This window comes from Methylobacterium sp. XJLW (assembly GCF_003254375.1).
Taxonomy (GTDB): Bacteria; Pseudomonadota; Alphaproteobacteria; order Rhizobiales; family Beijerinckiaceae; genus Methylobacterium; species Methylobacterium fujisawaense.
The window spans coordinates 4,455,603-4,478,838 of record NZ_CP016429.1 but is presented as its reverse complement, the minus strand read 5'-3'; the positions used below and the strand labels follow the sequence as shown (position 1 = coordinate 4,478,838).

The following is a 23,236-nucleotide window of genomic DNA, read 5'->3' as shown; positions in this document are numbered from 1 at the left end:
ATGAGCCGCTTCTTCATCTCGCGCCCGATCTTCGCCTGGGCGATCTCCATCTTCATCATGCTGGTGGGCGCGATCTCCATCGCCTCCCTGCCGGTCTCGCAATACCCGGACGTGGCCCCGGTCACGATCCAGGTGACCGCGACCTACCCGGGCGCCCCGCCCGAGCGGCTCTACGACGGCGTCACCCGCATCATCGAGGAGGAGCTCAACGGCATCCCGGGGCTGATGTATTTCGAGAGCACCAGCGACACCTCCGGCATGGCGCAGATCACGGCCTCCTTCGCGCCGGGCTCGGACCCGTCGAAGGCCACCGTGGCGGTGCAGAACCGCATCAAGCGCATCGAGGCGCGCCTGCCCCGGGCGGTGACCCAGCAGGGCGTCACCGTCGAGGAGGCCAGCACCAGCTTCCTCCAGTTCGTCACCGTCTCCTCCAAGGACGGCTCCCTCAGCGAGACCGACCTCGGCGACATCGCCGCCCGCCGCCTGCTCGGCGAGTTGCGGCGGGTGCCGGGCGTCGGCCGCGCCACCCTGTTCTCCTCCGAGAAGGCGCTGCGGATCTGGATCGACCCGGTCAAGCTCGTCGGGTTCGGGATGACGCCAAGTGACGTGACGGCCGCCGTCGGCGCGCAGAACGCGCAGGTCGCCTCCGGCATCGTTGGCGCGCAGCCGGCGACGCCGGATCAGCGCATCGCCGCCAACGTGCTGGTGAAGGGGCAACTCACCACGCCCGCCGAGTTCGGGGAGATCGTGCTGCGCGCCAACGCCGACGGCTCGCTCGTGCGCCTGCGCGACGTGGCCGAGGTCGAACTCGGCGGCCAGTCCTACGCGATGCAGACCCGCCTCGACGGGCGACCCGCCGCCGGCATCGGCATCCAGCTCGCCCCGGGCGCCAACGCGCTCGCCGCCGCCACCGGCGTGCGGGCGAAGCTCGCCCAGCTGCAGCGGACCCTGCCGGCAAACGTGCGGGTGACGGTGCCCTACGACACCACGCCGTTTGTCGAGGCGTCGATCAGGAAGGTACTGGTGACGCTCGCCGAGGCGATGGCGCTCGTCTTCGCCGTGATGTTCCTGTTCCTGCAGAACGTCCGCTACACGCTCATCCCGACCATCGTCGTGCCGGTGGCGTTGCTCGGCACCTGCGGCGTGCTGCTCGTCGCCGGTTTCTCGATCAACGTGCTGACCATGTTCGGCATGGTGCTGGCCATCGGCATCCTCGTCGACGACGCCATCGTCGTGGTCGAGAACGTCGAGCGCATCATGGCCGAGGAGGGACTGCCGCCGCGGGAGGCGACCCGGAAAGCCATGGGCCAGATCACCGGCGCCATCGTCGGCATCACCGCGGTTCTGATCGCCGTCTTCGTGCCGCTCGCCTTCTTCCCGGGCTCGGTCGGGGTCATCTACCGGCAGTTCGCCGTGAGCATGGCGACCTCCATCGCCTTCTCGGCCTTCCTGGCCCTGTCCCTGACACCCGCCCTCTGCGCCACGCTGCTGAAGCCCGTCGAGAAGGGTCACGGCCACGACAAGCGCGGCTTCTTCGGCTGGTTCGACCGCCGCTTCCGCTCCGGCACGGAAGCCTATCGGTCGGGTGTGGCTAGCGTGCTGCGCCGGCCCGTGCGGGCGCTGCTCGTCTACGCCCTCCTCGTCGCCGCCCTCGGTTGGGGCTACCTGCGCATGCCGGGAAGCTTCCTGCCCATCGAGGACCAGGGCTACGTCATCGTCGACGCGCAGACGCCGCCGGAATCGGCCACCGGCCGCACCCTCGACGTGGCCAAGCGGATCGAGGAGCACTTCGCCAAAGAGCCCGGCATCGACAGCCAGACGCTACTTCTCGGATTCGGCTTCTCGGGCCAGGGACAGAACGCGGCCCTCAACTTCGTCGGACTGAAGCCCTGGGGCGAGCGCGGGTCGGACGACGGCGCCGACGCCATCACGGCCCGCGCCAATGCCGCCCTCGGCGGCCTGCCCGACGCCATCGCCATGTCGCTGTCGCCGCCGGCCATCGACTCGCTGGGCAATTCCAGCGGCTTCGCCTTCCGCCTCCAGGACAAGGGCCAGCAGGGTCATGCGGCGCTGGCGGCCGCGCGCGACCAGTTGCTGAAGGCGGCGAGCCGGAGCCCGATCCTGCAGGGCGTCTATGTCGAGGGCCTGCCGACCGCACCGCAGATCGAGCTCATCCTCGACCGGCAGAAGGCGAATGCGCTCGGCGTGACCTTCGCCGACATCAACGACGCGCTCTCGACGAGCCTCGGCTCGGCCTACGTCAACGACTTCCCGAACCAGGCGCGGATGCAGCGGGTCATCGTCCAGGCCGAGGCGTCCCGGCGCATGAAGGCGGAGGACCTGCTCGACCTGAACGTCCGCAACGCCAAGGGGCAGATGGTGCCGCTGCAATCCTTCGCCCGGGTGGAGTGGACGATGGGACCGTCGCAGGTCGTGGGCTTCAACGGCTACCCGAGCATCAAGATCTCCGGCAGTGCCGCGCCGGGCTACGCCAGTGGCGACGCGATGGCCGAGATGGAACGCCTCGCCGGGCAACTCCCGCCGGGGTTCGACTTCGCCTGGACCGGGCAGTCGCTGCAGGAGAAGCTATCGGGGTCGCAGGCCATCTACCTGCTCGCTCTGGCCCTGGTCTGCGTCTTCCTCTGCCTCGCCGCACTCTACGAGAGCTGGTCGATCCCCCTCGCCGTGCTGCTCGTGGTACCGACCGGCGTGGTCGGTGCGGTCTTCGCGATGCTCATGCGCGACATGCCGAACGACGTCTACTTCAAGGTCGGCCTGATCACGGTGATCGGCCTGACCGCGAAGAACGCGATCCTCATCATCGAGGTGGCCAAGGATCTCGTGGCGAAAGGCGTATCGGTGAAGGAGGCGGCGCTGGAGGCGTGCCAGCTGCGCTTCCGCCCCATCGTGATGACCTCGTTTGCCTTCATTCTCGGCGTCGTGCCGCTCGCCGTCGCGACCGGGGCCAGCATGAACAGCCAGCGAGCTATCGGGACGGGCGTGCTCGGCGGCATGGTCACGGCGACCGTGCTGGCGGTCTTCGTCACGCCGCTCTTCTACGTCCTGATCGGGCGAGCATTCGGATCTCGGGCAGCCGGCCGACGGCAGGTCGATCCCGCCCGGCCGGTCGCACCCGGGCGGCGCGGCATCCCCGTGCCCTGAGGATGATCAATCGGGATCGGGCCCCCACTCAATGAGGCGCTGTCCGGCACCGTGACCTCCACCCATCGTGACGTCTGCTTCGCGGCCGTGATTTGGACGACTAGAGTTTCCGGTATGGGCGCAAGCCAAACGACAGGTCTTGCGCGCACCGGCGATCCGGCATGGCCTAGTCTGGCCGAAAACCGACCGCCCACTGCAGGGGAGGTCGGCCAGAACAGCGGACAGGATGTTACCGGCTTCTGCTGGCCGTGGCATGCGGTGCGGACCTTGCCAGCATTGCCAGCACCTGCGCCGCTCCCTCCTCGGGCGTGATGCGTGAGGTGTCGAGCAGCGGCACGTTCAACTCGTCCGCGAGCGCCCGGTAGCCGACGATTCGGGCCTCGGTCATGTGCTGGGACGGGTTGGGAGTGCCGCGCGCGACCATCCGGGCGATGGTGGTGGGTCGATCGGCCCAGCACATGACGGTGAACGGGCGCGGGTCCCAGCCGGGACGGAAGGCGGGCGACAAGAGCTGCGAGGCCGTGAACCAGTGCCGATCGAAGACGACGGGCCCCGGCGGTGCGTTGGCAATCGCCGTCGCAACCGCGGCATGAGCCACGTCGTCGGCGAGGGCGTGCTGACCGGTCCGGGCGAGGTGGACCATGATGGCGCCGACCTGACCGCCGAACGGGTGCAGCACGGTCGCGCCGATAGCCTCGGCGACGTGCCGCGCGATGCTTGACTTGCCGGAGCCGTCCAATCCGTCCACGGCGAGCGCGATCCGCGAGGCCTGAGCGGCTTTCTGCTGTGCCCGCGTGAGGTTCGATGGGTAGATCCGCCCTTCTCGCCGGCCGTGCTCTAGGTAGTGCAAGCGCCCCTGCCAGGGATGCTCGAACAGCGCCGCGAGGTCCGGATGCAGTTGGATGTAGCCCAGCGCATCGAAATCATCCGGCAACGGGCCTTCGGCGGTCGCAAGGTCTGAGAGGCGCTGCACGGTCTCGCGGGTGGGCGTCTCGGGCGGCCGGGCTGCGGCGGCCCGCTGCGCGCGCGAGGACACGGCGTCTGCGATGGCGCGAAGGAGTCCATCGGCGTAGGTGTCCCAGTCCAGCGCCCGGATGCGCGCGCGACCCGCCTCCGCGCGGACCGCTGCCCCAGCCGGATCGGCGACGATCCGGTCCGCCGCCTCCGCGATGGCCGCCCCGAGTGCCTCGTCGGAACCGTCCGGAACCACTTGGGCGGTCACGGCGTCCTTGGCGAAGGCCAGCGTGCCGTGCACGGTCGTGACGAGCGGCGTGCCGCAGGCCATGGCTTCCGCGGCCGGGTTGCACCAGCCGGCATGCGCTTCGGCACTACAGAAGGCGTCGAGCCCGTGGTACCACGCCGGCAGGTCGGCCTCGCGCAGCGGCCCGTGCACGTTGAGGCGGCCCGAGGCGACCAGATCGGCACGCGCGCCCACGAGCCCCCAGTCCGGCCGTCCGAACCAGTGCAACGCCCATGCATCGCCGAGCCTGTCGAGGGCGGCGAGCTGGGCCGCGGGGCGCTTGTTGGCGATGCCTCCGAGCCTGTGGCGGACACCTCGCGCAGGTCTCAGGACAGGCGGCGCGAACAGGCCCGCATCGACCGCACCGATGAGACGGCGCCACGGATGCCCCAAGGCGTCGAGATCCGCATCACCCCAGTGGTCGTTGTTCGCCACGATGAGATCCGGCGCGAAGGTCCGCGTGACGCGCGCATAGGCATCCCGCCGCACCGGACCGTTGAGGAGATGTTGCACGCGCACGCCGAAATGAGGGGCCCTCAGATCCGCGAAGCGCGCGATCGTGGCATCCGGAAAGCCGCCTCCCGGCACCATGACGGCGTCCCAATGTTCACGGGCCGCGTCCTCGAGGTGCAGGACACGGAGCTGTGTCTCGAAGCCGTCCTCGCCTGAGCCCAGGGCCAGGAAGGCCAGGTCGTGCCCGCGGCGGACAAGGACGCGCCCGACCCGCTCGAAGCGCAAAAGGCCGCCGGTCAGCGCAAGGTGATCGCAGGCCACGAGCAGCCGCATCAGGTCGGTCTTCCAAGCAGGCGCCGGAGGCGTAATGGCAGGCGGCCGACGCGGCCGGATGGCGCGAGACGAGCGGCAAGCGTCGCCTCAAGCTGGTCGCGCGCGCGATGAAGCTCGGCCGCGTAGGCGATCACGCGGTCGGTGCGGCGGACGCTCTCCAGTCCGGCCGCCTCGTGCGCTGCGGCGTCGAGCGCACGCGCTGCGCGCAAGGCATCGTTCTCCTCACGCAAGCGCGCGATCTCCGCGGCGGCGTCATCGATCGCCCTGGGCGAACCCGCCTGGACTGCGCGGGCCTCCGCCGAGCCGCCGGCGGGAAGGCGCGTCGCCGCGGCCCAGCCGAGGCCGCGCTCCGTCGCATGGCCGCTGACGATCGACTGAAAGCGGCTCTCCCGGGCGAGACGGTCGGCAAGCTGCGCGTCATCCAGGGCGAGCCCGAGCCGCGGCAGCAAGGCCTGAAGGGCGTCCAGCAGCGTCAGTCCGGACGATCCGGATCGCCCCCAGTCCGGCACGTCGATCAGAGCGTTGACGAGGCCGCGCACGGCGAGGTGCCCCTGATCCAGAGGGGCGCCGAGGTCCCATTCCAAGTCGATGAAGGTGTTGATGGGCCCCGCAACAAGATTTTTCGGGATCGCGTCGAGGGCTGATCCCGGCAGGATCGTCTCGGGCTTCAGCGCTGCGCCGGCCACGAAGCTGCGCGACACGGCCTCGAGCCAGGTCCCGGCCCAGGCAGCCACTGCGTCCAGGCACCACCCGTCCCGTGCCAGTTGCGCGTCGAGCGCTGACGACCAGAGCGGCCCCGGAACGTAGGCTTCCGACGGCAGGAGGTTCACCACCCCGTCGACGTGCGGGGAAAGGTCGGGATACCGACGCGTCCGGCGCACGTGGATCTGCGACCCCGCTGCCACGAAGGTCACCAGCCGCTCGAATTCCGGACGCCGGCGCAGTCCGATATGGATCGCTAGACGATCATCCTGCGGCAGCGGTTCCTCTGAGGCAGCGACCAGAAAGGCGGGCGCGAGGTCGGCGGCAAGCCCCTCATCGACCACCTGTCTCCAGGCGCGCCGCAGCGAAAACAGCGCCTCGTCGCCGGAACCGGGCTCCGGCCCGGCCGCACCGATGGCAAGCGCTCCGGGATCGAAGCCGCTCTGCCGAGCCAGACCCCGCTCGGCGACGAGGCTCACGGGCTGCGCCCGGTCCGGAAACGGAAACCACCACGCCTGATGGATCAGGCCACAGGTCTGGAGCGACCGTCGAAGACCAACCCGCGTCGGCAATCGGAGACCGTTCGGCCCGGACGATCCCTCGAGACTCGGAAAGCCGCCCCGTCCAGGCGCCTCGGCGCCATGAGCGAACCCGTTCAGCGACAGGGCATTGTCGATCGCCAGAATCAATCGCCCCCCCGGCCGCAGCCGCGCGCGGGCCCATGTGATGGACGCCTCGAGCCTGCGCCCTGCGCCGACAGCGTGATGTGGCAGGAAATCGAGCAGCAAGACCGCGTCGAAACGTACCGAGGCCGATAGATCGTTTCCGTCCGCTGTGGTGACCACGGACACGCCAGGCGCACAGCCTGCTCTGGCATAGGCGTGCGGCTTCGAGCCCAGCACCAGCAGGCTGCCGGTCAACCACGAGGAGAATGGGCGCATCATGTCCGCGCCCCGCCCGTCCGGCAGAACAGATGGGCATATTGCCAAATTATCCCGCCGCATGTTTCCTGAATGCCAATACCAATTGTTCCAAATTTTCCCTGCCGCACTTTGGTTGAGCGGAATCTAAGTCCGAAATGGACATGTGACGGTTTCGTGTCTACTTATAATAAGCGTTAAGCTACAAGCAAAACCGGCCTGTCCCGTCGAGGTCAATAGGGATGAATTTCGTCAGCGCCATCTCGTTGGCCGGCCCGCGCGTGCTGGTGACGAGCACCTTCCCTGATACGCTCAACAGAAATCCTGGAATCCGAAGCGACCTCGCGGAGGGCTTTGCCGAACTCCTCGGCGTCGAGCGAGTCGTCCAATCGCCACTGGAACTGGCGGTATCCGTGATCAGAGCGTCCCGCCCGGATGTGGTGGTGGCGGTCGGAAGTCTCGTGCCTGATCTGTCGGACCTGCGTGAACTTCGCAGGGCCGCGGATGCTGTCGGTGCGGTCCTCATATTCTGGCTGACGGACGACCCGTACGAATTCGACTATGCCTTCAAGGCTGACCTCTACGCCGACATCGTCGTGAGCAACGATTCCTGGGCGGCACAGCACTATCGGCACCCCGACATCCATCACCTCCCTCTGGCCGCAGCCCCCAACCGCCATTTCAGGCCCATTTGCCCGGTGGCCGAACGGGAGACGGTCATGTTCTTCTGCGGCGTCGCCTATCCGAACCGCATCGCCCTGATGCGTCAGATCGACGACTTCCTATCCCGCCACGTCGTCGAGATCCTGGGTGCCGGATGGCCGGACACACTCCGTTGCGCGGTGAATCGCCGACTGACACCCGCGCAGATGGCGGACTATGCCGCCGCGGCCCGGCTGACGCTCAACATCGGCCGAGACCTCGACGTGGCCAATCGCCGATTGTCGCTCCCGCAGGCGACGCCGGGACCGCGGACCTTCGAAGTCGCCCTGTCGGGCTCCACGCAGGCCTTCTTCGTCACGGGCCTGGAGATCTGCGAGCATTTCGAGCCGGACACGGAGATTCTGCTGGTTGATGGCGCAGGCGACATCGCGCGTGCCATCGAGCGGTCGCTCGATGAGCCCGAGGCGATTGAGACGATTGCGCGTCGCGCGCAGGCGCGCGCGCTCCGCGAGCACACATACCGGCATCGCGCGGCGCGTCTGCTCGATTTCAGCCGCCTGACGGTTCCGGCCTGAGCCCGTCGCCGCGTACACAGACGAACGTTAACATGTCCGACCTGTCGATCCTGTTGCTCGATACTGAGCCGCGGACGCATAATCGCTATCTCGTGCTTGCCATCGCGGACGCGCTCCGCCGTCATCCTGCCGTTAGACGCGTCCATGTCGCCGGACATGCGGACGCTTTGATCACCTTCGCCGAGCAGGGGTTCGACACGCTGGTCGCTTTTGGGGGCGCCCGAGCGCATGCGCACGTCGTCGGCCGGCTCGCAGGCCTCGCCCGAACCAGCGTGCTCTGGACCACAGAAGACCCGTACGAGCTTGAGGCGAACGTGCGCGGCGCGAAGACTTTCGATCTTGTCTTCACCAATGACCGGGCCAGCGTTCCGGCCTATGGCGGGCGGGCACGACACCTCCCGCTGGCCGCCTCGTCGATCTTTCACGATCTGGCAGTGCTCGATGACGACACGCGCTACCGCTACGACCTCCTTTTCATCGGAACGGCGTGGCCGAACCGGGTCGCAACGCTGAACGCACTCTCGGCGAGACTGCCGCGGGACGTGAAATTCAAACTGGCCCTGCCGTGGAACGAGCACATCGGACAGCCCGCACTCGAGGATGAGACCCTCGTCACCGACTGGCGGTGCGGGAATCGCGACTTCGCTCTGCTGGCCAACCGCAGCCGGGTCGTGCTGACCCTGCCGCGAAGCTTCTCATCCGCGCGCGCCGATCAGGCGACCGGCTCAACGCCGCCGCCGCGGCTATTCGAGACAGCCCTCGCTGGCGGCTATCAGGTCGTGGTTTCGCCCGAACCGGAGACAGCCGAATATTATGCGCCCGGCTCTGAGATTGCACTCTGCAGCGACGAAGCTGCGGCCATCGAGGCGATTGAGGCGGCCCTGACTTCGCCTGAGCGCCGCATCGAACGCGCGCGTGCCGCTCAGGCGCGGACCCAGGCCGAGCACCTTTATGATCACCGTGTCGCGACCATCCTGGATGCCGTAGTGGAAGACCGGCGGACGCAGACGCTACGGCCCCTCCACGGGACGACGCCCGTCCGCACGGTCCTGATGCTCACCCACAACCGAATGGGATATCGCCCCGGCGGCGGTGTCGAAGTCTACCAGGAACTGCTGACCGAACTCGGGGAGCCCTATCGGATCCTGTTCCTGTTTCCCGTGGTCGACGATGGATGCTGGTCGCTGCGGCTCGAAGGCCCCGGGATCGCGGAATCGTACGCCTGCGGCGCCGTCACGCCACCGCTCTCGACGGATCCGTTCGTCGAGGGATTGTTCCAGCGAATCCTGTTCGAGCATCAGATCGACCTCGTCCACATCCATCACCTGATGCATGTCCCGCTGTCGCTGCCTCTCATCGCGCGGGCCTGCGGCGTTCCCACCGTCTACCACCTGCACGATCATTTCCTGATCTGCGAGCGCTGGCTGCTTCTCGATCATGCTGGCCGCTTCTGCGACGTGGTCAACCGTGGCGCGGATCAGTGCGACGCCTGCCTGGTGGCGGCAAACAACTACCCGCCCGGCTCAAAGGCCCGGCGCGACGGCATGATGACCTTGGTGACCGAGGCAATCGATGCCTTCGTCACGAGTACCCCTGAGACGGCGCGCTACCTCCAGCGCTTCTTCCCCGGCCTCCCCGCGGAGCGGCTCTGCGAGATCGCAATGGTGGCACCGAGTGCCCCAGTCCCAAGCGTGGGGTCCGGTCTGAAGCGAAAGCGCGACACCGATCGGCTGACCGTAGCGATCCTGGGCAATTTCGCGGCCCACAAAGGCGGCCTGCAGGCGATCAACCTGATCCGGAGTTGTGAGGCTTATCCGATCCACTTCAAGGTGATCGGCAGGATCGAGGACCAGTACCGCGATTTGATCGCGACCTTCCGGCCGGATCAGGTCAGCGTCACGGGTTCCTACGAGCAGCATGCCATCGGAGGTCTGATGGCCGGGTGCGATGTCTCGTTGCATCTCTCGACGTGGCCGGAAACGTTCGTGATCGCGCTGACCGAGGCGTGGCAGGCCGGCCTCGTCCCGATCGTCACCGATATCGGTGCCTTGGCCGAGCGCGTTCAGGATGGCGTCGACGGGTACAAGGTGTCGCCAGACGATCCCGGCTCCGTCCGCAACCGCCTCATCGGGCTCCACTACGATCGTGCCCGCTTGGCCCGGATGCAGGCAGCCATCGCACAGAAGTCCTTCCCCTCCGTGGACGACCATCTCGAAACGGTCCGCGCGCTCTATGATCGCCTGATCGCGGCACGGCCCGTTCGCCACAACAGGATTCCCAGCCACTTGCGGAACGGGTTCGACCTGCGGCTTGAGAGCCTCGGCTTCCGAACGAACGCGCCGTCGTGGACCAGCGCCGCGATCCAGTGGGACGAGGCGGCCCACCCCGCGGCCACGCCGCTCGCTGCCGTCGCGAGCACGCACGTTCGGCCGATGCCGGACCTGCCCGATGCGTTCCGCCGTCTGCCTCTTAGGCCGATCAGACGCAGCGAATGCGGCTGGAGCCTCGACGTGATGCGCGCCGACGATCGCCTGAACAGAAGTCTGGATCTCTCGCCGGTGGCGCAAGGGTCCATTTTCCTGCGCGGATGGTTGCACATCTCCGGACCCGCGCCCAAGGCGCTCTACCTGCGGCTGACTGGAAGATGCGGAACATCGTGGGTCACCCTGCAGAGCGATCTCCGGCCGGACGTCGCCAAATGGTACGGAGAACCGGCCGCCGCGACATCCGGTTTCACCGGACAGATCGAGGTGGCGGGAATGGCATTCGGGCACTACGCGCTCGCCCTTATCCAAGTCGCCGATCATCAATTGCGGGTCTTGGATGACATCGCATCGGTATTCATCGCGCCCGACACAGAGGCTCTGGCGCGCTTTGTTCCTGAACCCCGCAAGCTCCTCAATGGGCTGCCGCAGAACATCACGCTGCGCCACAGCCTACCGGAAGATATGGATGCGACGACGATTTCGCCCGGTCAGCTCTGGGCTGCGGAGGTGGAGTTTTCGGACGCGTCTCCCAGACTTCCGAAGGAATTATTCGCCGTCCTTCGGACATCAGCCGGCGAAGCATGGCGCGCGCCGGTTCTCAGGATCGATAAGCGGACCGTGCGCATCGTCGCGTCTATTCCCAACATCGATCCAAGTACTTGCACGGTTCTGCTCGCTGAGCCGCACAGCAGGAATCTACGGATACTCGCGACCTTGTTCCAAACTCGGATCGCTGCTCCCTCGTGATGAGGGCCGCGACGCGACACAACGCGTCGTTTTCGAAAGCATGTCCGTTTGAAGCCTACCATTTCTGCGAGGTCGCGCTGACACGACTGGACGGCCCTGACTGTCCGATCGAGCCATACTGACGGGCCTTGTGCAAGATCATCTGCCCTACGTGTGAACGACACACGTCCGGATAGATCTCGGCGGCCCAGGGCCTGTCGTGGCGCTGGACAGCTTGATTGTCTGTTCTGGAGAAGATGCCAAAGCGGCCTGATTGGCTGGATCGGGCGCAACACTGCCAGTGTCGCGGCGGACCATACGTCCGCTTCCGGGGTCCGCGCGTGAACGGCCGCGTTGGGTCGAACGCAGCCACGCGACGCAAAAGCCGATCAGGTCAGTCCCCAGACTGTTAGAACGTGCGGGTGGATGTTCTGACGTGGCCTGGCGCCTCGAGGTGCAGGGGCCTTCTGGATGGGCCTGGCTGTAGCGAAGTGCTGTCCTCGACCCGTCCGCGGCTGGCGGCGGAGCGCCACAACTCCGAATCCGACAAGGTGAGGTCGCCAATCTGCCGGCGTTCCAGTTCCTCGCCGATCGGCGCGAGGACGGCGCGGCGGCCCGGAGCGCATCGACCGCCTCCCTGATCGGGCGGGCGTCGTTGTGAATCATCCCTAGTCCGGGAAGCCCCTGATCAGGGCGGTCATCACCATCGTGCGGCGCAAGCCGGGGATGGTTGCCTTGTCCGCGAGCAGTGTCTTTGCCTGTGGGTGAGTCTCGATTGCCTTGGCCATATCGACGGTGTGACCCGACTTGAAGGCGAGGGCTTCGCGGTCTCGTCCTTAAGGTCGGCTTCGGTGGCCTGCTTGATCTCCTCGTCCGTCACCTCGGACTTACGGCACAGGTCACCGGCGCCGGGAATCGCTCGGCCATTCGGGTTTGTGCCGACCCTTGTGCGCCGGAAAAACACCTTCTGTTTCGGGGGGGCGGTTATGTCCCGGTCCCGAAGGTGCTGTTTTGCTTGGAAAAATTGGCTGGGGCGCCAGGATTCTCACCTAGCACGAACACAGCCATACCCGAGGCAAGTAATTGATTGCACACGCGCTTCAGCTGAGTGCGCACAGGCAGTTGATACGATCCTGCGCACAGTGCCAAGGGCGCATTCCGTTGCTCCACAAAAGATCGCAGCGAGCCGAGATTCTAAGGAATGGACCCTCGCTTTAGGCCTCGGCCATAGACCAGTCTTCGTCGGCAAAGCGCCATGAGCGGACATCAGCTGACCGCCCGGTAGCGGACATTCAGTTTCAGGTGACCGTCCGTCCGGTGTCGACCCAACTTGGACCTTGCCTCGCATAAGCGCTTAGGTCCGGAGTTGGCGGAAGCAGAAGGACGACGACTGGGTTCGGTGGTTCGTTCTGAAGCGGCTGTTGCTAGCCTCAGAATCCGTCGATCAGCTAATATCGATGCATGCGAAACGTGGCCCCATTACCCGCATGATTGAGAGTGGTTTGCACACAGCGCTCGACATAGGCCTGATCCATCGACCATCTCGTCAGCATCCCATCGGTGAGTTCTACAAAGTCGTCGGTCGGCCGCTCGTCTGGATGGAATCGCACGAACTCAACGAGGCTTGCCGTCGGTTCGTGAACGAACATGTCGACGGTCCACGCTGCATGCGCGATCTCAAAGGGTGGCGGTTCAGGTCTAGCGCCGATCGGCGAGGCCACGACATAAGTCCGCTCGCCAGGATTGAATGCGCTCAGGTAGAGGTCGTCACCATGATAACGGATAAAAAACGACCGGCCTGAATTAAAATATTTGCCGGCAGCGTCAATTCGCCAAGCCCTAAGTAGGATACGGTCGATCTTCCGGAAGCCGTCGGGCTCTGGATAAACAACTTCAAAACCGCCGCCCCATGAAGCCTCCAGACCACCACCGGTAATCCACTGTGTTTGGATAGCCCTTGCTGCAAATCTGAGCGCTGCCGCACGCGCCATGAGCCCGTCGAAATCTCCCTCGGGCATGACATCGGTATGAGCGGTTAGATAATCGAAGAAAGCCGGTCCGCCCGAACCCAATAGGTAGACGCGCTTACCATCGATCTCGAAGCCGCGGGTACGAATACCGAGCGGATGAACCTTCCCGTTTCCAATAATCAACGCAACCATTTCGCTGTCTGCGGCACAGCTGTTTAGAACCTCCCAAATCGGCGTTGGATCGTCGATTGCTTCGAAGGCGCTGGGAAGCAGCCGATCTAGTTCGCGGAGGACGTGCTCAGCATTTGGTTGCGATCCGGCCCAAGCCAATAAAAAGTATGGACGCACAATAACGAGCTTCTGCGCCAGCGATACGGCGAATAAGCCGTCATCTCCTGGCTGCACCGCCTCTTCCGGCCGTGTTGGTAGATCGGCCGGGGCAGGCAATCTCCACGAAAGCAGCAGATCGCCGATAAACGCCGGCATGCCGCCCAGGCTGATGCCAGCAACCAGGGTCATGCGGAGCCGACGATCTGCGAACTGAGCTTAGCAATTCGGACGCGGAGCGACTGAGCCGAATCACATCTGAGAGCCATTCGCATAATCACCCTGATAGCACTCACGCTCAGCTGATAACCGGCGATACGCCGGGCCGCTCTAGCTTGGGTGTGTGTTGAAAGGAGGGCGGGCATCGCGGCTCGACTGTTTAGTGACCGCCTTGGGACGAGCAGCAGACCTCCCGGCCAGGATCAGCGAACTTCGACTTTCCACCCTTTTCGGACGAACGAGGTGGGTGCGACGGCCGCAGGGGCCGCCGTGGTGAGTGTCAGATGTCGGTCTGCTCAGACATCTCCAGCGCATCGTCTGGCTCGATGCCGAGGTAGCGTACCGCGCTCTCGAGCTTGGTATGACCGAGCAGCAGCTGGCAGGCTCGTAGGTTGCCGGTCCGCCGGTAGATCAGCGCGACTTTAGTCCTCCGCAGACTGTGCGTGCCGTACCCTGCTGGGTCGAGGCCAATCAGCGCCACCCACTCGTCGACGAGCCGGCCATACTGGCGCGTCGTGAGGTGCTCGCCCGGGCGGCTTCGGCTGGGGAACAGCCAATCGCCGGCCCGCAGCCCTCGTAGCTTCAGCCAGGCCGCAAGCGTCTCGCGGGTGGTCTCGGTTAGCTCAAAGGGTACGGGTCGGCCGGTTTTCTGCTGGATGATAGTGGTGCGCAGGCGGACGCCATCGCCAAGGTAGACGTCAGCCACGCGCAGGCGGACGAGATCGCAGCCACGCAGTTTTCTGTCGATGGCGGTGTTGAACAGCTCGAGGTCGCGAGTGCGGCCTTCGTGCTGCAGGCGGGTACGGATCGCCCAGATGTGCTTCGGCTTGAACGGCGGCTTCGGCCCGATGAAGCGGCCGATGTTCCACGGTTGGCGGGTGGTGTCGCTATTTGACGGCATGATCGGACTCCGTTTGAGGAGCCGTCAGCATCGCACCCCGAACGCGACCCGACCGCGCCACAGCTGCGTGCCACTACCGGACCTTGTCCTACGGCTAGGCATCAGACCTTCGGTCCGGCGTCCAATCCAGACACGTCGTTCGCTACCTCAGCTCCAGGCGCCGGCGAAGCTCGGAAAGCCTTGGATCCGCTGCCGTTTCAGGAGCTTGGGCCAGCGCTTCGAGCGAATGCTCGACCCGGTAGGGCCACAGCGACGCATCCTCGCCGAGGACTGCCCAAAGCAAGTCGAGAAGCGGGCCTGGGTGGTCGTGCGCCGGCGTTCTCTCGTCGGTTCGGTTCCCCGTATCCAAGCGCAGTGCCGCATCCCGCATCGGAACCAGCCTCGGCAGGATGGACGCAACGACCCTCGGCATGAGATCGCCGCTCACGAGCGCGAAGTTCGCCAACTGCCTGGACATCGCGGGCGTACGCAGGGCCCGCTGCTTCGGCCAAACTCGCTCGAAGAAGGGCCCCACCTTATCGCGCCAGGGCGCCTCAGGCTCCGTACACCATCGCTCAAGTTGCCATAAGAGCCGTCGGCGGAATTCATTGCTGGCATGGATAAGGGTCTCGCGCAGCTCATCGTCCAGGACGAGAGGCGTGCCGTCGTCGTCGGTGCTGCCCCAACCGGCGAGCAGGAAACCCGCGACGATCGTGGTCCTGTCCTCCCGATCGCTGCTGCCGTCGCGGATGGCGCGTTCCAACAAAGCTTTCTTGACCAGTCCGTAGAGCGGACGCGGCGGCAAACGAGCGGCCCAGAGCAGACCCTCCCAGAGGGCGTCGCCATCCGGGCCGTCGTCGTCCACGAGCCGAAGCATCCACCCCTCGGTCCAATTCCGATCGATGGTGAAGAGCCAGGTGACTTGATATCCGAGCATGACCAGCGCGTGCCGGCGCAAGTCACCGGGTAGCGTCAGGAGATCGTCGAGCAGAGTTGTCCAATGGGACGGGAAGCCCGCGCCAGCTTTCAGCTCTTTCGTCGCGGGATCCTTCATCGCTAAGCCGAACAGCTTGCCGACTGGGGCATTCAGCGCCTCCATCGCCCAGGACCGATGCAGCCTGCGCCGACCATCCCCGTCTTCCGGGCGGAGGGCGGCCATCAAGGCCCGCCACAGACCGGGTAGAGCATCCGCCACATCTTCGAAGAAGCGCTCCCCTACCGCCTCCATCCATACGGAAACCGGGTAAGCGATCTCGTGGAGCCCTGATGGCGGCAGGGTACACAAACGTGCCGCGATCGAGCGGACCAGGCGGGGCGGGTCCGAGGGCCGGTTCTCAGTCCCCAGGAAGGCGGACCAGGCCCATCTGGGTGCCTCGCTGGAGCGGGCGGCATGGGCAAGGGCGGCGAGAGCTCGGACGGGCTTCGAAGCGGCAAGGCCTCTGAACGGATCGCGCTCGGTCCGCTCCGCGAAGTTTGTTTCCCGAAGCTCCGCCGATCGGCACAGAATGTCGCCGATGGGAACCCCGTCGAGAGGATCCGGCCGTGTGTCGCTTTCAATGGAGAACACCTGCGGCGCATTCGAGTCGGCCGCCCTGTCTCCCGCCTGCGTCGTCCACTGTGGCGCGGCGAGCCGTTGCGCGTCCATCGCCGCGCCCACGTCGAAGTTGAACGTCACCCCCTGGGTGGACAGCCAATGCAGCCGATTCAGCCGGTCGTACGCCGCCAGCTCGACTTCCCTGCCTGGCACGGCGGTGTCCCACGGGTAGGAGCCCCGTAGGAGACGCTCCTCCATGACGCTTCGGTCGTCGTCCGAAAGGTCCCGCCAGCGGTCGCGCAGGGCATAGAGGAGGTCGCGCTCGTGAGTGGAACCCCAGAACACTCGATCCGGCAGCGATCTAAAGACGGCGCCCGCCGCCCCTCCGTCCAGCAGGCCCGCGCCCGCTGCCCAGATGCGGAGCCGCGCGAAGACGTATTCGTCGCGGGTCGGCCAGGAACGAAACTGCTCCCTCGCCGCCTCAGGATCGACGGCCGCCAGACGGGCCATCAGTCTCTGAAAGCGCACGACAGGGCCCGTGATGCCGTAGCTGTCGTCCGAGGGATCGGGGCCACCATCCGGCCCGCGGCTGGTCTGCATATGCAGGCGATCCGTCCCGGAGATCTCCTCCTCGAGAGCTATGGATAGATCGAGATTGCCCCGAAAGCACGAGACCGCGTACGCAAGCCATGTGTCGGGAACATCGATGCCCTCGTGCGGGTGCGGATAGTCGACGTCGACGTGGATGACGTTTTCGGTCCGATCCTCAGAATCCCAGGCCATTGGGTGCGGGAGGCCGTAGGCCGCCTGCGCCGTAGGCCGCGGACGATAGAGGGCGGCAAGCTCCCGTACCAGCGAAGCGTTCCACCCTTCCTGTTTCGCCCGGCGTTCGATGTCGTACTTCAGCATCATCGGATCGGGCCTTCGATCGGCCCAAGCAGCGATCAGCATGCGCCAACCGCGCAGGATGGGCGGGGGAAAGCGCCCTCCGTCGTGCAGCAGGGCGTTCTCGATATTTTCCAGCACCGCCGGATGCAGCCCCGGCTGTTGCGCTGCCCACCACAGGGCAACGGGCTGGTGCGCCACTTGTCGGAGCCACACCCCGATCCCCTGTAGCCGGGGCGGCAGGTCGGCACCGAACCCGCCCGTTCGCCCTGAGAGCAAAAGGACCGAGCTTCGCGCACCTCGCTCGCGGTCGAGGGTGTTCGATCGGAGGAGGTCGATGGCGTCCGCAGGCACCGGCCGTTCGCGCCGGAAGCTTTCCGGGTCCGGTGGCGCCGGCGGAGGATCGTCATCGAGGCCGAGCGCATCGAAAGGGTCGAAGGGCGGCTCGCCGTCATCGGCCGGGATGCTTCCGCCCGGGCGCGCGTAACGCTGCGAAGGATCGGCGACGAGAAGCCATTCCGCGTTCAGTGGCTTTGCCGCCGAGACGACGCGACGTACGCCTTCGGCGGTCGAAAGAATGTGAGCGACCTGCCCACGCTCATGAGGCAGTAGCCCTTTGGGGCCGGAAGCCGCCCTGGCGAACGTCGCTTCGTGCCATCCCCGTCCATCGCGGGCGCGTGCTGCCCAGGCCCCCAGCGTTTCCCAAAGGCCTCCGAAGTCGTCAAATGGGATCGCCTGGACGCCTCGGTGCTCCCAGAGCGCCACGGCGGAACGCTCGTCGCCATGCTGAAGCGCGTAGAGCCGGTTGCGGGTGCCGGCTCTCAGATTGAGCCCTTCCAGGAGGTACTGCACCGGCGGGTCATCGGCGGTGTAGCCGACGAATAGGATCTGAAACCGCGACAGCAGCGCTTGGATGAACCGCGTCGCCCAACCCAGCGAGAGATAGGCTCGCCCGAAATCGGCGCTGGAGACGACGAACTCGTCGTCCTGAGCCGTCCGGTAGCCCTCGTCCACGCGGCCATGCAAGTGGACGACGCCCCGGAAATCGCGGTCGCTACGCGGATCCGGCAAGTTCGGTGGCCCGGAGCTGGGCAGGGTCGGATCGCACGACTCGAACAGGAGGTCGAAATTCGTCGTCACGAGGCGGGTTGTGCCGCGGGCGGTCGCAAGGTCAAGCAGTGCGCGATGGGCGCCAAGGCCGGCATCGGGGCGTGGGCGGATAGCTTCTGACACGGCCGCACGTACGTCGGAAACTTCGAATTCGCGCTCGAGAAGGCCGAATACCCGGTCGGTCGCCACGAGGCCTCCCACGCCCGGCATGGGAGCCAGGGCGAGCGCCTGTTCGAGCAGGAGGCGAGCTCTGCTGTCCTTCGCGGCGCCGAGAAGGCGGATCACTTCGCGTCCGAGCCCGGCGAAGCTCGGCAACCCCGCCTCTTGCTGGCTTACCCCGGCGCCGCAGAAGAGGATGACATCGCCAGCATCCCGCGCGACGAGTAGCTCGTTGGGGATGGAAGGGCCGTTTGCCGTAAATCGCATGGGTTCGAGACATAACGCAGCGGCGATGCTCTTGCAGCTTGCTCGAAGCAAACACGTCGCTTTCGGCCAGACCCGGGCATTCGAGGCTAACCGAGTCGCCAGCAAGCAGACCTTCCGGATGGCAGAAAAGGGTCATTTTAGGCCTTAACCTGGGCCGTGCTGGACGTCCGCGATACGCGCGCAGTAGGCTTAATGTCGGGATCCCGCTGTTTCGATCTTCGCCGTATCCGCGGTGGATTGGGCGGTTTTATTCTAGCAGGAAGGCTTTGAGCAGATCGTAACGCGCGAACCCTTCAGGCCAAGCCATATGTGCGACCAGCGAGGCATACATCGCCATCAGTGCTTCGCGCTCTTCCGGGTGTCCTTCGAACCGCTGCCAAGCGTCAGTGAGCGCGACCTCGTAGCGTAACGTTTGACGGCTGAGCGTATCCGCCTCGGCGCCGCCAAGTCCCATCTCGATCAGCGTCCAGCGCTGCCTTACCCTGGACCACACCTGCTCCAGGCATTGCTCGGCGCAACTGTACGTGCCTTGAACGGAAGCGCGATCGAGGGCTGCCTGAGATCGTGCGAAGATCCCTGCGATATCGGCGGTCTCGACTAACGCAGGCGGTGGTGCATCGACCGTGACAGCACAATCATATTGTCTAGGTTCCTGGTTTCCGACGGGTACGACGGCTTCCAAATGAGTCACAGCAGCGCAATCGTCGGTATCGACCCTGCGCGTATCGTTTGACCGGGGCATTCCGCACCTGCTCTAAGACGGTTGATCGGCGTCGCAGGAGAGGCGCTTGTTGAAACTTGGCGCCTCTCCCTTGCAATTGATCGCTTCGCATTACTCGCTCAGTGCTTGGTGGCGCTGCCGATGACGTCCACGCGGTTCGAGACAAGCCGCAAATTATGAGCGGTCCAAGCGTTCGATGCGAGACAGGCAAACACGAGAACAACACACGCCCAGATCAGATAGGAATCTCGAGTCGTTTGCTTGGCGTAGAGCTTCGCCTGCTGGTCGTTAGCCTGGACGAGGACTTCTTTTACGGCAGAAACCTCCTCGGCAAGCTTGTGGCTCGCCACCAAGCCCCGCCCTGCCACGAAAATTTGCATGACATATTCGTCGTCCACGGTAGTGTTGAGCGCGGTAGCGATGCTCTCGACCAGCCGGCGTTCGTTCGGTCGGAGACCTCGGCCGAAGACAATCTGGAAGTATCGATCGAGATTGCGAAATCTCTCCCCTTGAAGCTTTTCTTCCAGATCTGGATCCCGGCCCTGGGCCTGGAGCATGAACTTCTTAAACGGCGTCATGCGCGATCGCCTCCAGCCACATGTTGTGGAAGTTGCGGCGAAGGCGCCGCGCCTCGACGCGGATGCGCATTGGCGTCGCGGTGGCGAGGACATCCCAGGGCACGTTGTGAACGCGCAGCGCCTCGGTGATCCGTTCTCCGATCGGCTCGATCTCGGTGATGCGGATGCCCGGCAACGCCTGCAACTGCCGATAGATCTCCGATGACTCAAGGTACTCGAAATTCAAGCCGGTGTGCGTGTTTTTGGCGAGAACCGGGCGATCGCAGTCGCGCAGCAGGGGCAGGAGGCTAGGTAGAACTTTGAGCGGTGTCGGGTCGACCGGACCGACGATCACGGCTACGATGAGCCGGATTTTGTTTTCGCGGCATTCCTCGACGATGATCTCAGCGCAGCGTTGCGTCGTATCGGTGTCGCCTGCCGGGAAGTCGACGACGACGAACCGCTCTGGCGCCTCGCCAATTACGGCCAACATGTCCTGGCACGCCGTGAGATCGATGCGGCCTGTATGATCTTCCGCGCGCAAGCGATGTTGGATCGGTCGGATTCCAGCACGGCTCGGTTCGCGCTGACCGCCCGGCCCCTCTTGCGTGAAGGCTCGGTAGAAGTGTCCATTTGCCGGATCGGCGTCGATCGTCAGAAGTGGGCCAAGCGAAGCTAGAAAATCCGCCATCTGCATGGCGCAGTTCGTTTTGCCGACGCCACCCTTGCCGCCGAGTACGATGATCAGTGCACGCTCGGCCGTCGAGTCGAGTAATTTGGTGCGCAATTCTTCGATTTTCTCTGGCGTGTAGAGTGGGGATGGGCCGTCGTAGAGTTGCTTTGTCATTGTCATGTTCCTTGTGATGCGGGCGTAAGCAAGGGGGCACGCGCGCGGTGACGCGCTGCCTTGAAGCCGCTTGATTGGTGATCGGAGGTCGGCGTCGTGTCGGGCTCAGCCCGGAGCGCGACGATCGGCTGCGGCGGTCAGCCAGGCTTTCCCGATCTTCGGTGTTGCCGCGCCGACAGACTTCGGCGGCGCCGGATCCTGATCGTTCGTTTCCACGAGTACTGGATCGTTGTCGACTTGGATGTTGGCCGTCGGTGTTTCGGGTGCGACGAGGCTGACAACATCATTGTCACCTTTGTCGATATCCCGTGTCGTATCCTGTGGTGGTGACGTCGTGCGGTTGGTCGCTGCCGCCAGCGTGGGCAACGGCTTCCTCGAAGCCTTCTTGGGTTGCGTTCTCGAAGCGATGCCATTGCCGGCGTGCTTGAGCCGCGACAGGTACGACGACAACACCTCGGGTGAGTACTTGACGCCGTTGTACGACATTGCGTCGGCGATCTCATCGAGGCTGAAGCCTGCTGCCCGAAGGGACGTCACCGTCGCTGCCATCCGCTCCACCAGGGCTTGCCGCGTCCATGTTTTGCGTGGTGCCGGTCCGGTGGCCTGAAGGCGAGCAAGCTGCGCCTCCACCTGCGCCGCATGCGTTTCGTCGATCGGTATTTTGTCTCGCGTCATGGTTTCCACATCCTGTTGTTGCCGACGATTCCGTCGCCGGCGCCGGGGCGGCGTTAACCCTATGTTCGCTGCCCTGAAACAGGCTGATCAGTTGTAGCGATTCACACAAGAGCATTTCCAAAAAAAAATATTCCATCGAAAAGCAGTGAATCGCTAGACAGGTTCGAATTACTCGATATCCCTGCTTCTGGCGGCGCGGCGCTTGGCGATTCACAGCCACACGCGGATGCCGTTGTTATGAGGCATCCCGGATGCGCTTAAAAGCTGACCATATGATCATGAGATGATCTGGATTTTTGCCGTCGGTGGTGCAGTGCGGCGGCAGTGCCAGAAAAGCATCCTCCGCGGTGCCGGGAACAACGCAGGAAAAGGTCAACCAAAATGACAGGACAAAATGCAGATCGTTCGGCAGGGGAGATTGCGGCTGGACGCCGTATTTCCCGGAAGGAACGACGGGGCAGGATGCCCCTCGCTATCCGCGCCGCCGGCCAAGCCGGGCGCAGCTAGCGAGGAGACGCAGCCATTCGGCGCTCGCGCTTCTCACACCCGCTCACCTGTCGGGGCGAGCCCCCGACCCCCCATCCCAGAACCTCCTCGAAGACAGCCCGAAAGGCCCCCAGACGTGCCCGGCCAACGCGGAACCGAGACGCGCATCCTGACGAAGCAGGTCAACATCCGGCTCACGCCGGAGGAGCACGAACGGCTGCAGGCCGAAGCCGTAGCCGCCGGCATCACGCTCGCCGAGCTGACGCGACGACGGCTGCTCGGGCTTCACATCACCGCCCGTGTCGATGCCGATCTGATCCGCGAGCTGCGGCGGCTGGGAGGGCTCGCCAAGATCGCCATCCGCACGCTGCACATGGCCGAGACCGGGCGCCTCGTACTCCGGGATATTCGCTCCGCCATCGCGCATCTGGCCGTGCCGTCATGATCGGCAAACGCATGCCAAAGCGCCGCGATGACGCGTCGGTCGTCCGGCAGGTAACACAGCTCGCCGCCTATATCGACCGCGACGCCAACGCCGAGGAACGCGGCGACGTCATGGCTCGCGGTCAGCTCAACTTGATTACCGACGTCCGCTCGGACCAGGTCGCCGAGCTGGTCGCCACCGCGATGGGGGCACCCACCGCCCGCAGCCCGCTCGAGCATCTCGTGCTGTCGTGGCGGGCGGGCGAACAGCCTACGGTCCGCCAGATCGAACAAGCGCTCGCGATCCTGCTGGAGGAGACCGGCCTGCGCGGCCATCAGGTTCTCTGGACCCAGCATCTCGGCGCGTCCGGGAACGCGCATGTCCACGCGCTGATCTCGCGTGTCGCGCCCGACGCGAACAAGCCGACGCGGGTCGCCTTCTTTCACCGAGCTATCGGGCGCGCCGTCGCCCGGATCGAGCACGTCCAGGGCTGGCAACGAGAGCCCGGCGCGCACCACGAGGTCTTCGAGGACCGCAGCATAGGAGAGCAACATGTCGACCGGTACAGGACCGAAGGGCGGACCGCCCCCGGACTACGCCCATATCGCGGCCTACGAGGCGCACGGGGCCCACAGCAACACGATCAAGCTCTTGGAGATCATCCGAGAGGGGAGCGACGAGGCCGATCCGATCGGGACGATCATCGATGGCCAGGACCGGGCGTCGAGCCGGCTCAAGCAGATCATGGAGCTGTTGCAGGCAATGTCGGTAGAACAACAGAGACAGGCGGGCGACCTCACGGTGCTGCGCCAGCAGGTCGGCGAGATCCATCCCGTTCTCGCGCGGGCAAGGCTCACTCCCGATTAGCCCGCGCCCTCGCAGCCATCAGACTGCGCCGGGCAGCGGCGTCCGAGT

General features: G+C 65.3%; 14 protein-coding genes and 1 pseudogene. 6 read left to right on the top strand and 9 right to left on the bottom strand.

From position 1 onward, the window contains the following. Positions 1-3,162, top strand: coding sequence for an efflux RND transporter permease subunit (locus A3862_RS20790; RefSeq protein WP_043757319.1), 3,162 nt, complete (start codon positions 1-3; stop codon positions 3,160-3,162). A gap of 229 nt (positions 3,163-3,391) precedes the next feature. Here the strand turns inward: A3862_RS20790 and A3862_RS20785 are convergent, their stop codons facing one another. Both A3862_RS20785 and A3862_RS20780 read right to left on the bottom strand, forming a co-directional pair. Continuing rightward, the gene (locus A3862_RS20785) at positions 3,392-5,188 is read right to left on the bottom strand and encodes a glycosyltransferase (RefSeq protein ID WP_052083610.1); all 1,797 of its coding nucleotides are present in this window, start codon (positions 5,186-5,188) and stop codon (positions 3,392-3,394) included. Continuing rightward, positions 5,188-6,810, bottom strand: coding sequence for a hypothetical protein (locus A3862_RS20780; RefSeq protein WP_236961417.1), 1,623 nt, complete (start codon positions 6,808-6,810; stop codon positions 5,188-5,190). The genes A3862_RS20785 and A3862_RS20780 overlap by 1 nt, the downstream gene beginning before the upstream one ends. Before the next feature lie 242 nt (positions 6,811-7,052). Here A3862_RS20780 and A3862_RS20775 point away from each other — a divergent pair, with 242 nt between their 5' ends. Together A3862_RS20775 and A3862_RS20770 are read left to right on the top strand one after the other, a co-directional pair. After that, positions 7,053-8,048, top strand: coding sequence for a glycosyltransferase family protein (locus A3862_RS20775; RefSeq protein WP_043757326.1), 996 nt, complete (start codon positions 7,053-7,055; stop codon positions 8,046-8,048). A 32-nt stretch (positions 8,049-8,080) separates the two neighbouring features. Then, a complete protein-coding gene (locus A3862_RS20770; protein ID WP_043757329.1) occupies positions 8,081-11,281 on the top strand; it encodes a glycosyltransferase family protein in 3,201 nt (1,066 codons plus the stop codon). A gap of 1,427 nt (positions 11,282-12,708) precedes the next feature. Here A3862_RS20770 and A3862_RS31160 read toward each other — a convergent pair. The 7 genes from A3862_RS31160 to A3862_RS31150 all read right to left on the bottom strand — a co-directional run bounded on the left by A3862_RS31160 (position 12,709) and on the right by A3862_RS31150 (position 21,411). Further along, positions 12,709-13,749 carry a hypothetical protein gene (locus tag A3862_RS31160; RefSeq protein ID WP_124263000.1) on the bottom strand — a complete coding sequence of 347 codons (1,041 nt, stop codon included), beginning with the start codon at positions 13,747-13,749 and terminating at the stop codon, positions 12,709-12,711. Between the two features lie 307 nt (positions 13,750-14,056). Further along, positions 14,057-14,677: a tyrosine-type recombinase/integrase gene (locus tag A3862_RS20755; protein ID WP_111473953.1), complete on the bottom strand. Its 621-nt coding sequence runs from the start codon at positions 14,675-14,677 to the stop codon at positions 14,057-14,059. A 142-nt stretch (positions 14,678-14,819) separates the two neighbouring features. Then, positions 14,820-18,500, bottom strand: a complete 3,681-nt coding sequence (locus tag A3862_RS20750; RefSeq protein WP_164706384.1) for an SIR2 family protein — start codon at positions 18,498-18,500, stop codon at positions 14,820-14,822. Between the two features lie 358 nt (positions 18,501-18,858). Further along, entirely contained in the window at positions 18,859-19,302 is a 444-nt protein-coding gene (locus tag A3862_RS31155; protein ID WP_124262999.1) for a hypothetical protein, read from the bottom strand. 149 nt (positions 19,303-19,451) lie between these two features. Next, entirely contained in the window at positions 19,452-19,910 is a 459-nt protein-coding gene (locus A3862_RS20740; protein WP_111473950.1) for a hypothetical protein, read from the bottom strand. Then, positions 19,897-20,736, bottom strand: a complete 840-nt coding sequence (locus tag A3862_RS20735) for a hypothetical protein (protein ID WP_111473949.1) — start codon at positions 20,734-20,736, stop codon at positions 19,897-19,899. The genes A3862_RS20740 and A3862_RS20735 overlap by 14 nt, the downstream gene beginning before the upstream one ends. Before the next feature lie 105 nt (positions 20,737-20,841). Beyond that, a complete protein-coding gene (locus tag A3862_RS31150) occupies positions 20,842-21,411 on the bottom strand; it encodes a hypothetical protein (RefSeq protein ID WP_124262998.1) in 570 nt (189 codons plus the stop codon). A 622-nt stretch (positions 21,412-22,033) separates the two neighbouring features. Between A3862_RS31150 and A3862_RS20725 the strand changes: the two genes are divergently transcribed. From A3862_RS20725 to A3862_RS32140, 3 genes and pseudogenes are all read left to right on the top strand, one after another. Continuing rightward, positions 22,034-22,342, top strand: a complete 309-nt coding sequence (locus A3862_RS20725; protein ID WP_111473947.1) for a plasmid mobilization protein — start codon at positions 22,034-22,036, stop codon at positions 22,340-22,342. Next, positions 22,339-22,755 (top strand): annotated as a pseudogene (locus A3862_RS32630) (relaxase/mobilization nuclease domain-containing protein); the annotation flags it as partial. The gene A3862_RS20725 and the pseudogene A3862_RS32630, both read left to right, overlap by 4 nt. A 118-nt stretch (positions 22,756-22,873) precedes the next feature. Beyond that, the gene (locus A3862_RS32140; RefSeq protein ID WP_236961415.1) at positions 22,874-23,188 is read left to right on the top strand and encodes a hypothetical protein; all 315 of its coding nucleotides are present in this window, start codon (positions 22,874-22,876) and stop codon (positions 23,186-23,188) included. Positions 23,189-23,236: the final 48 nt, after the last annotated feature.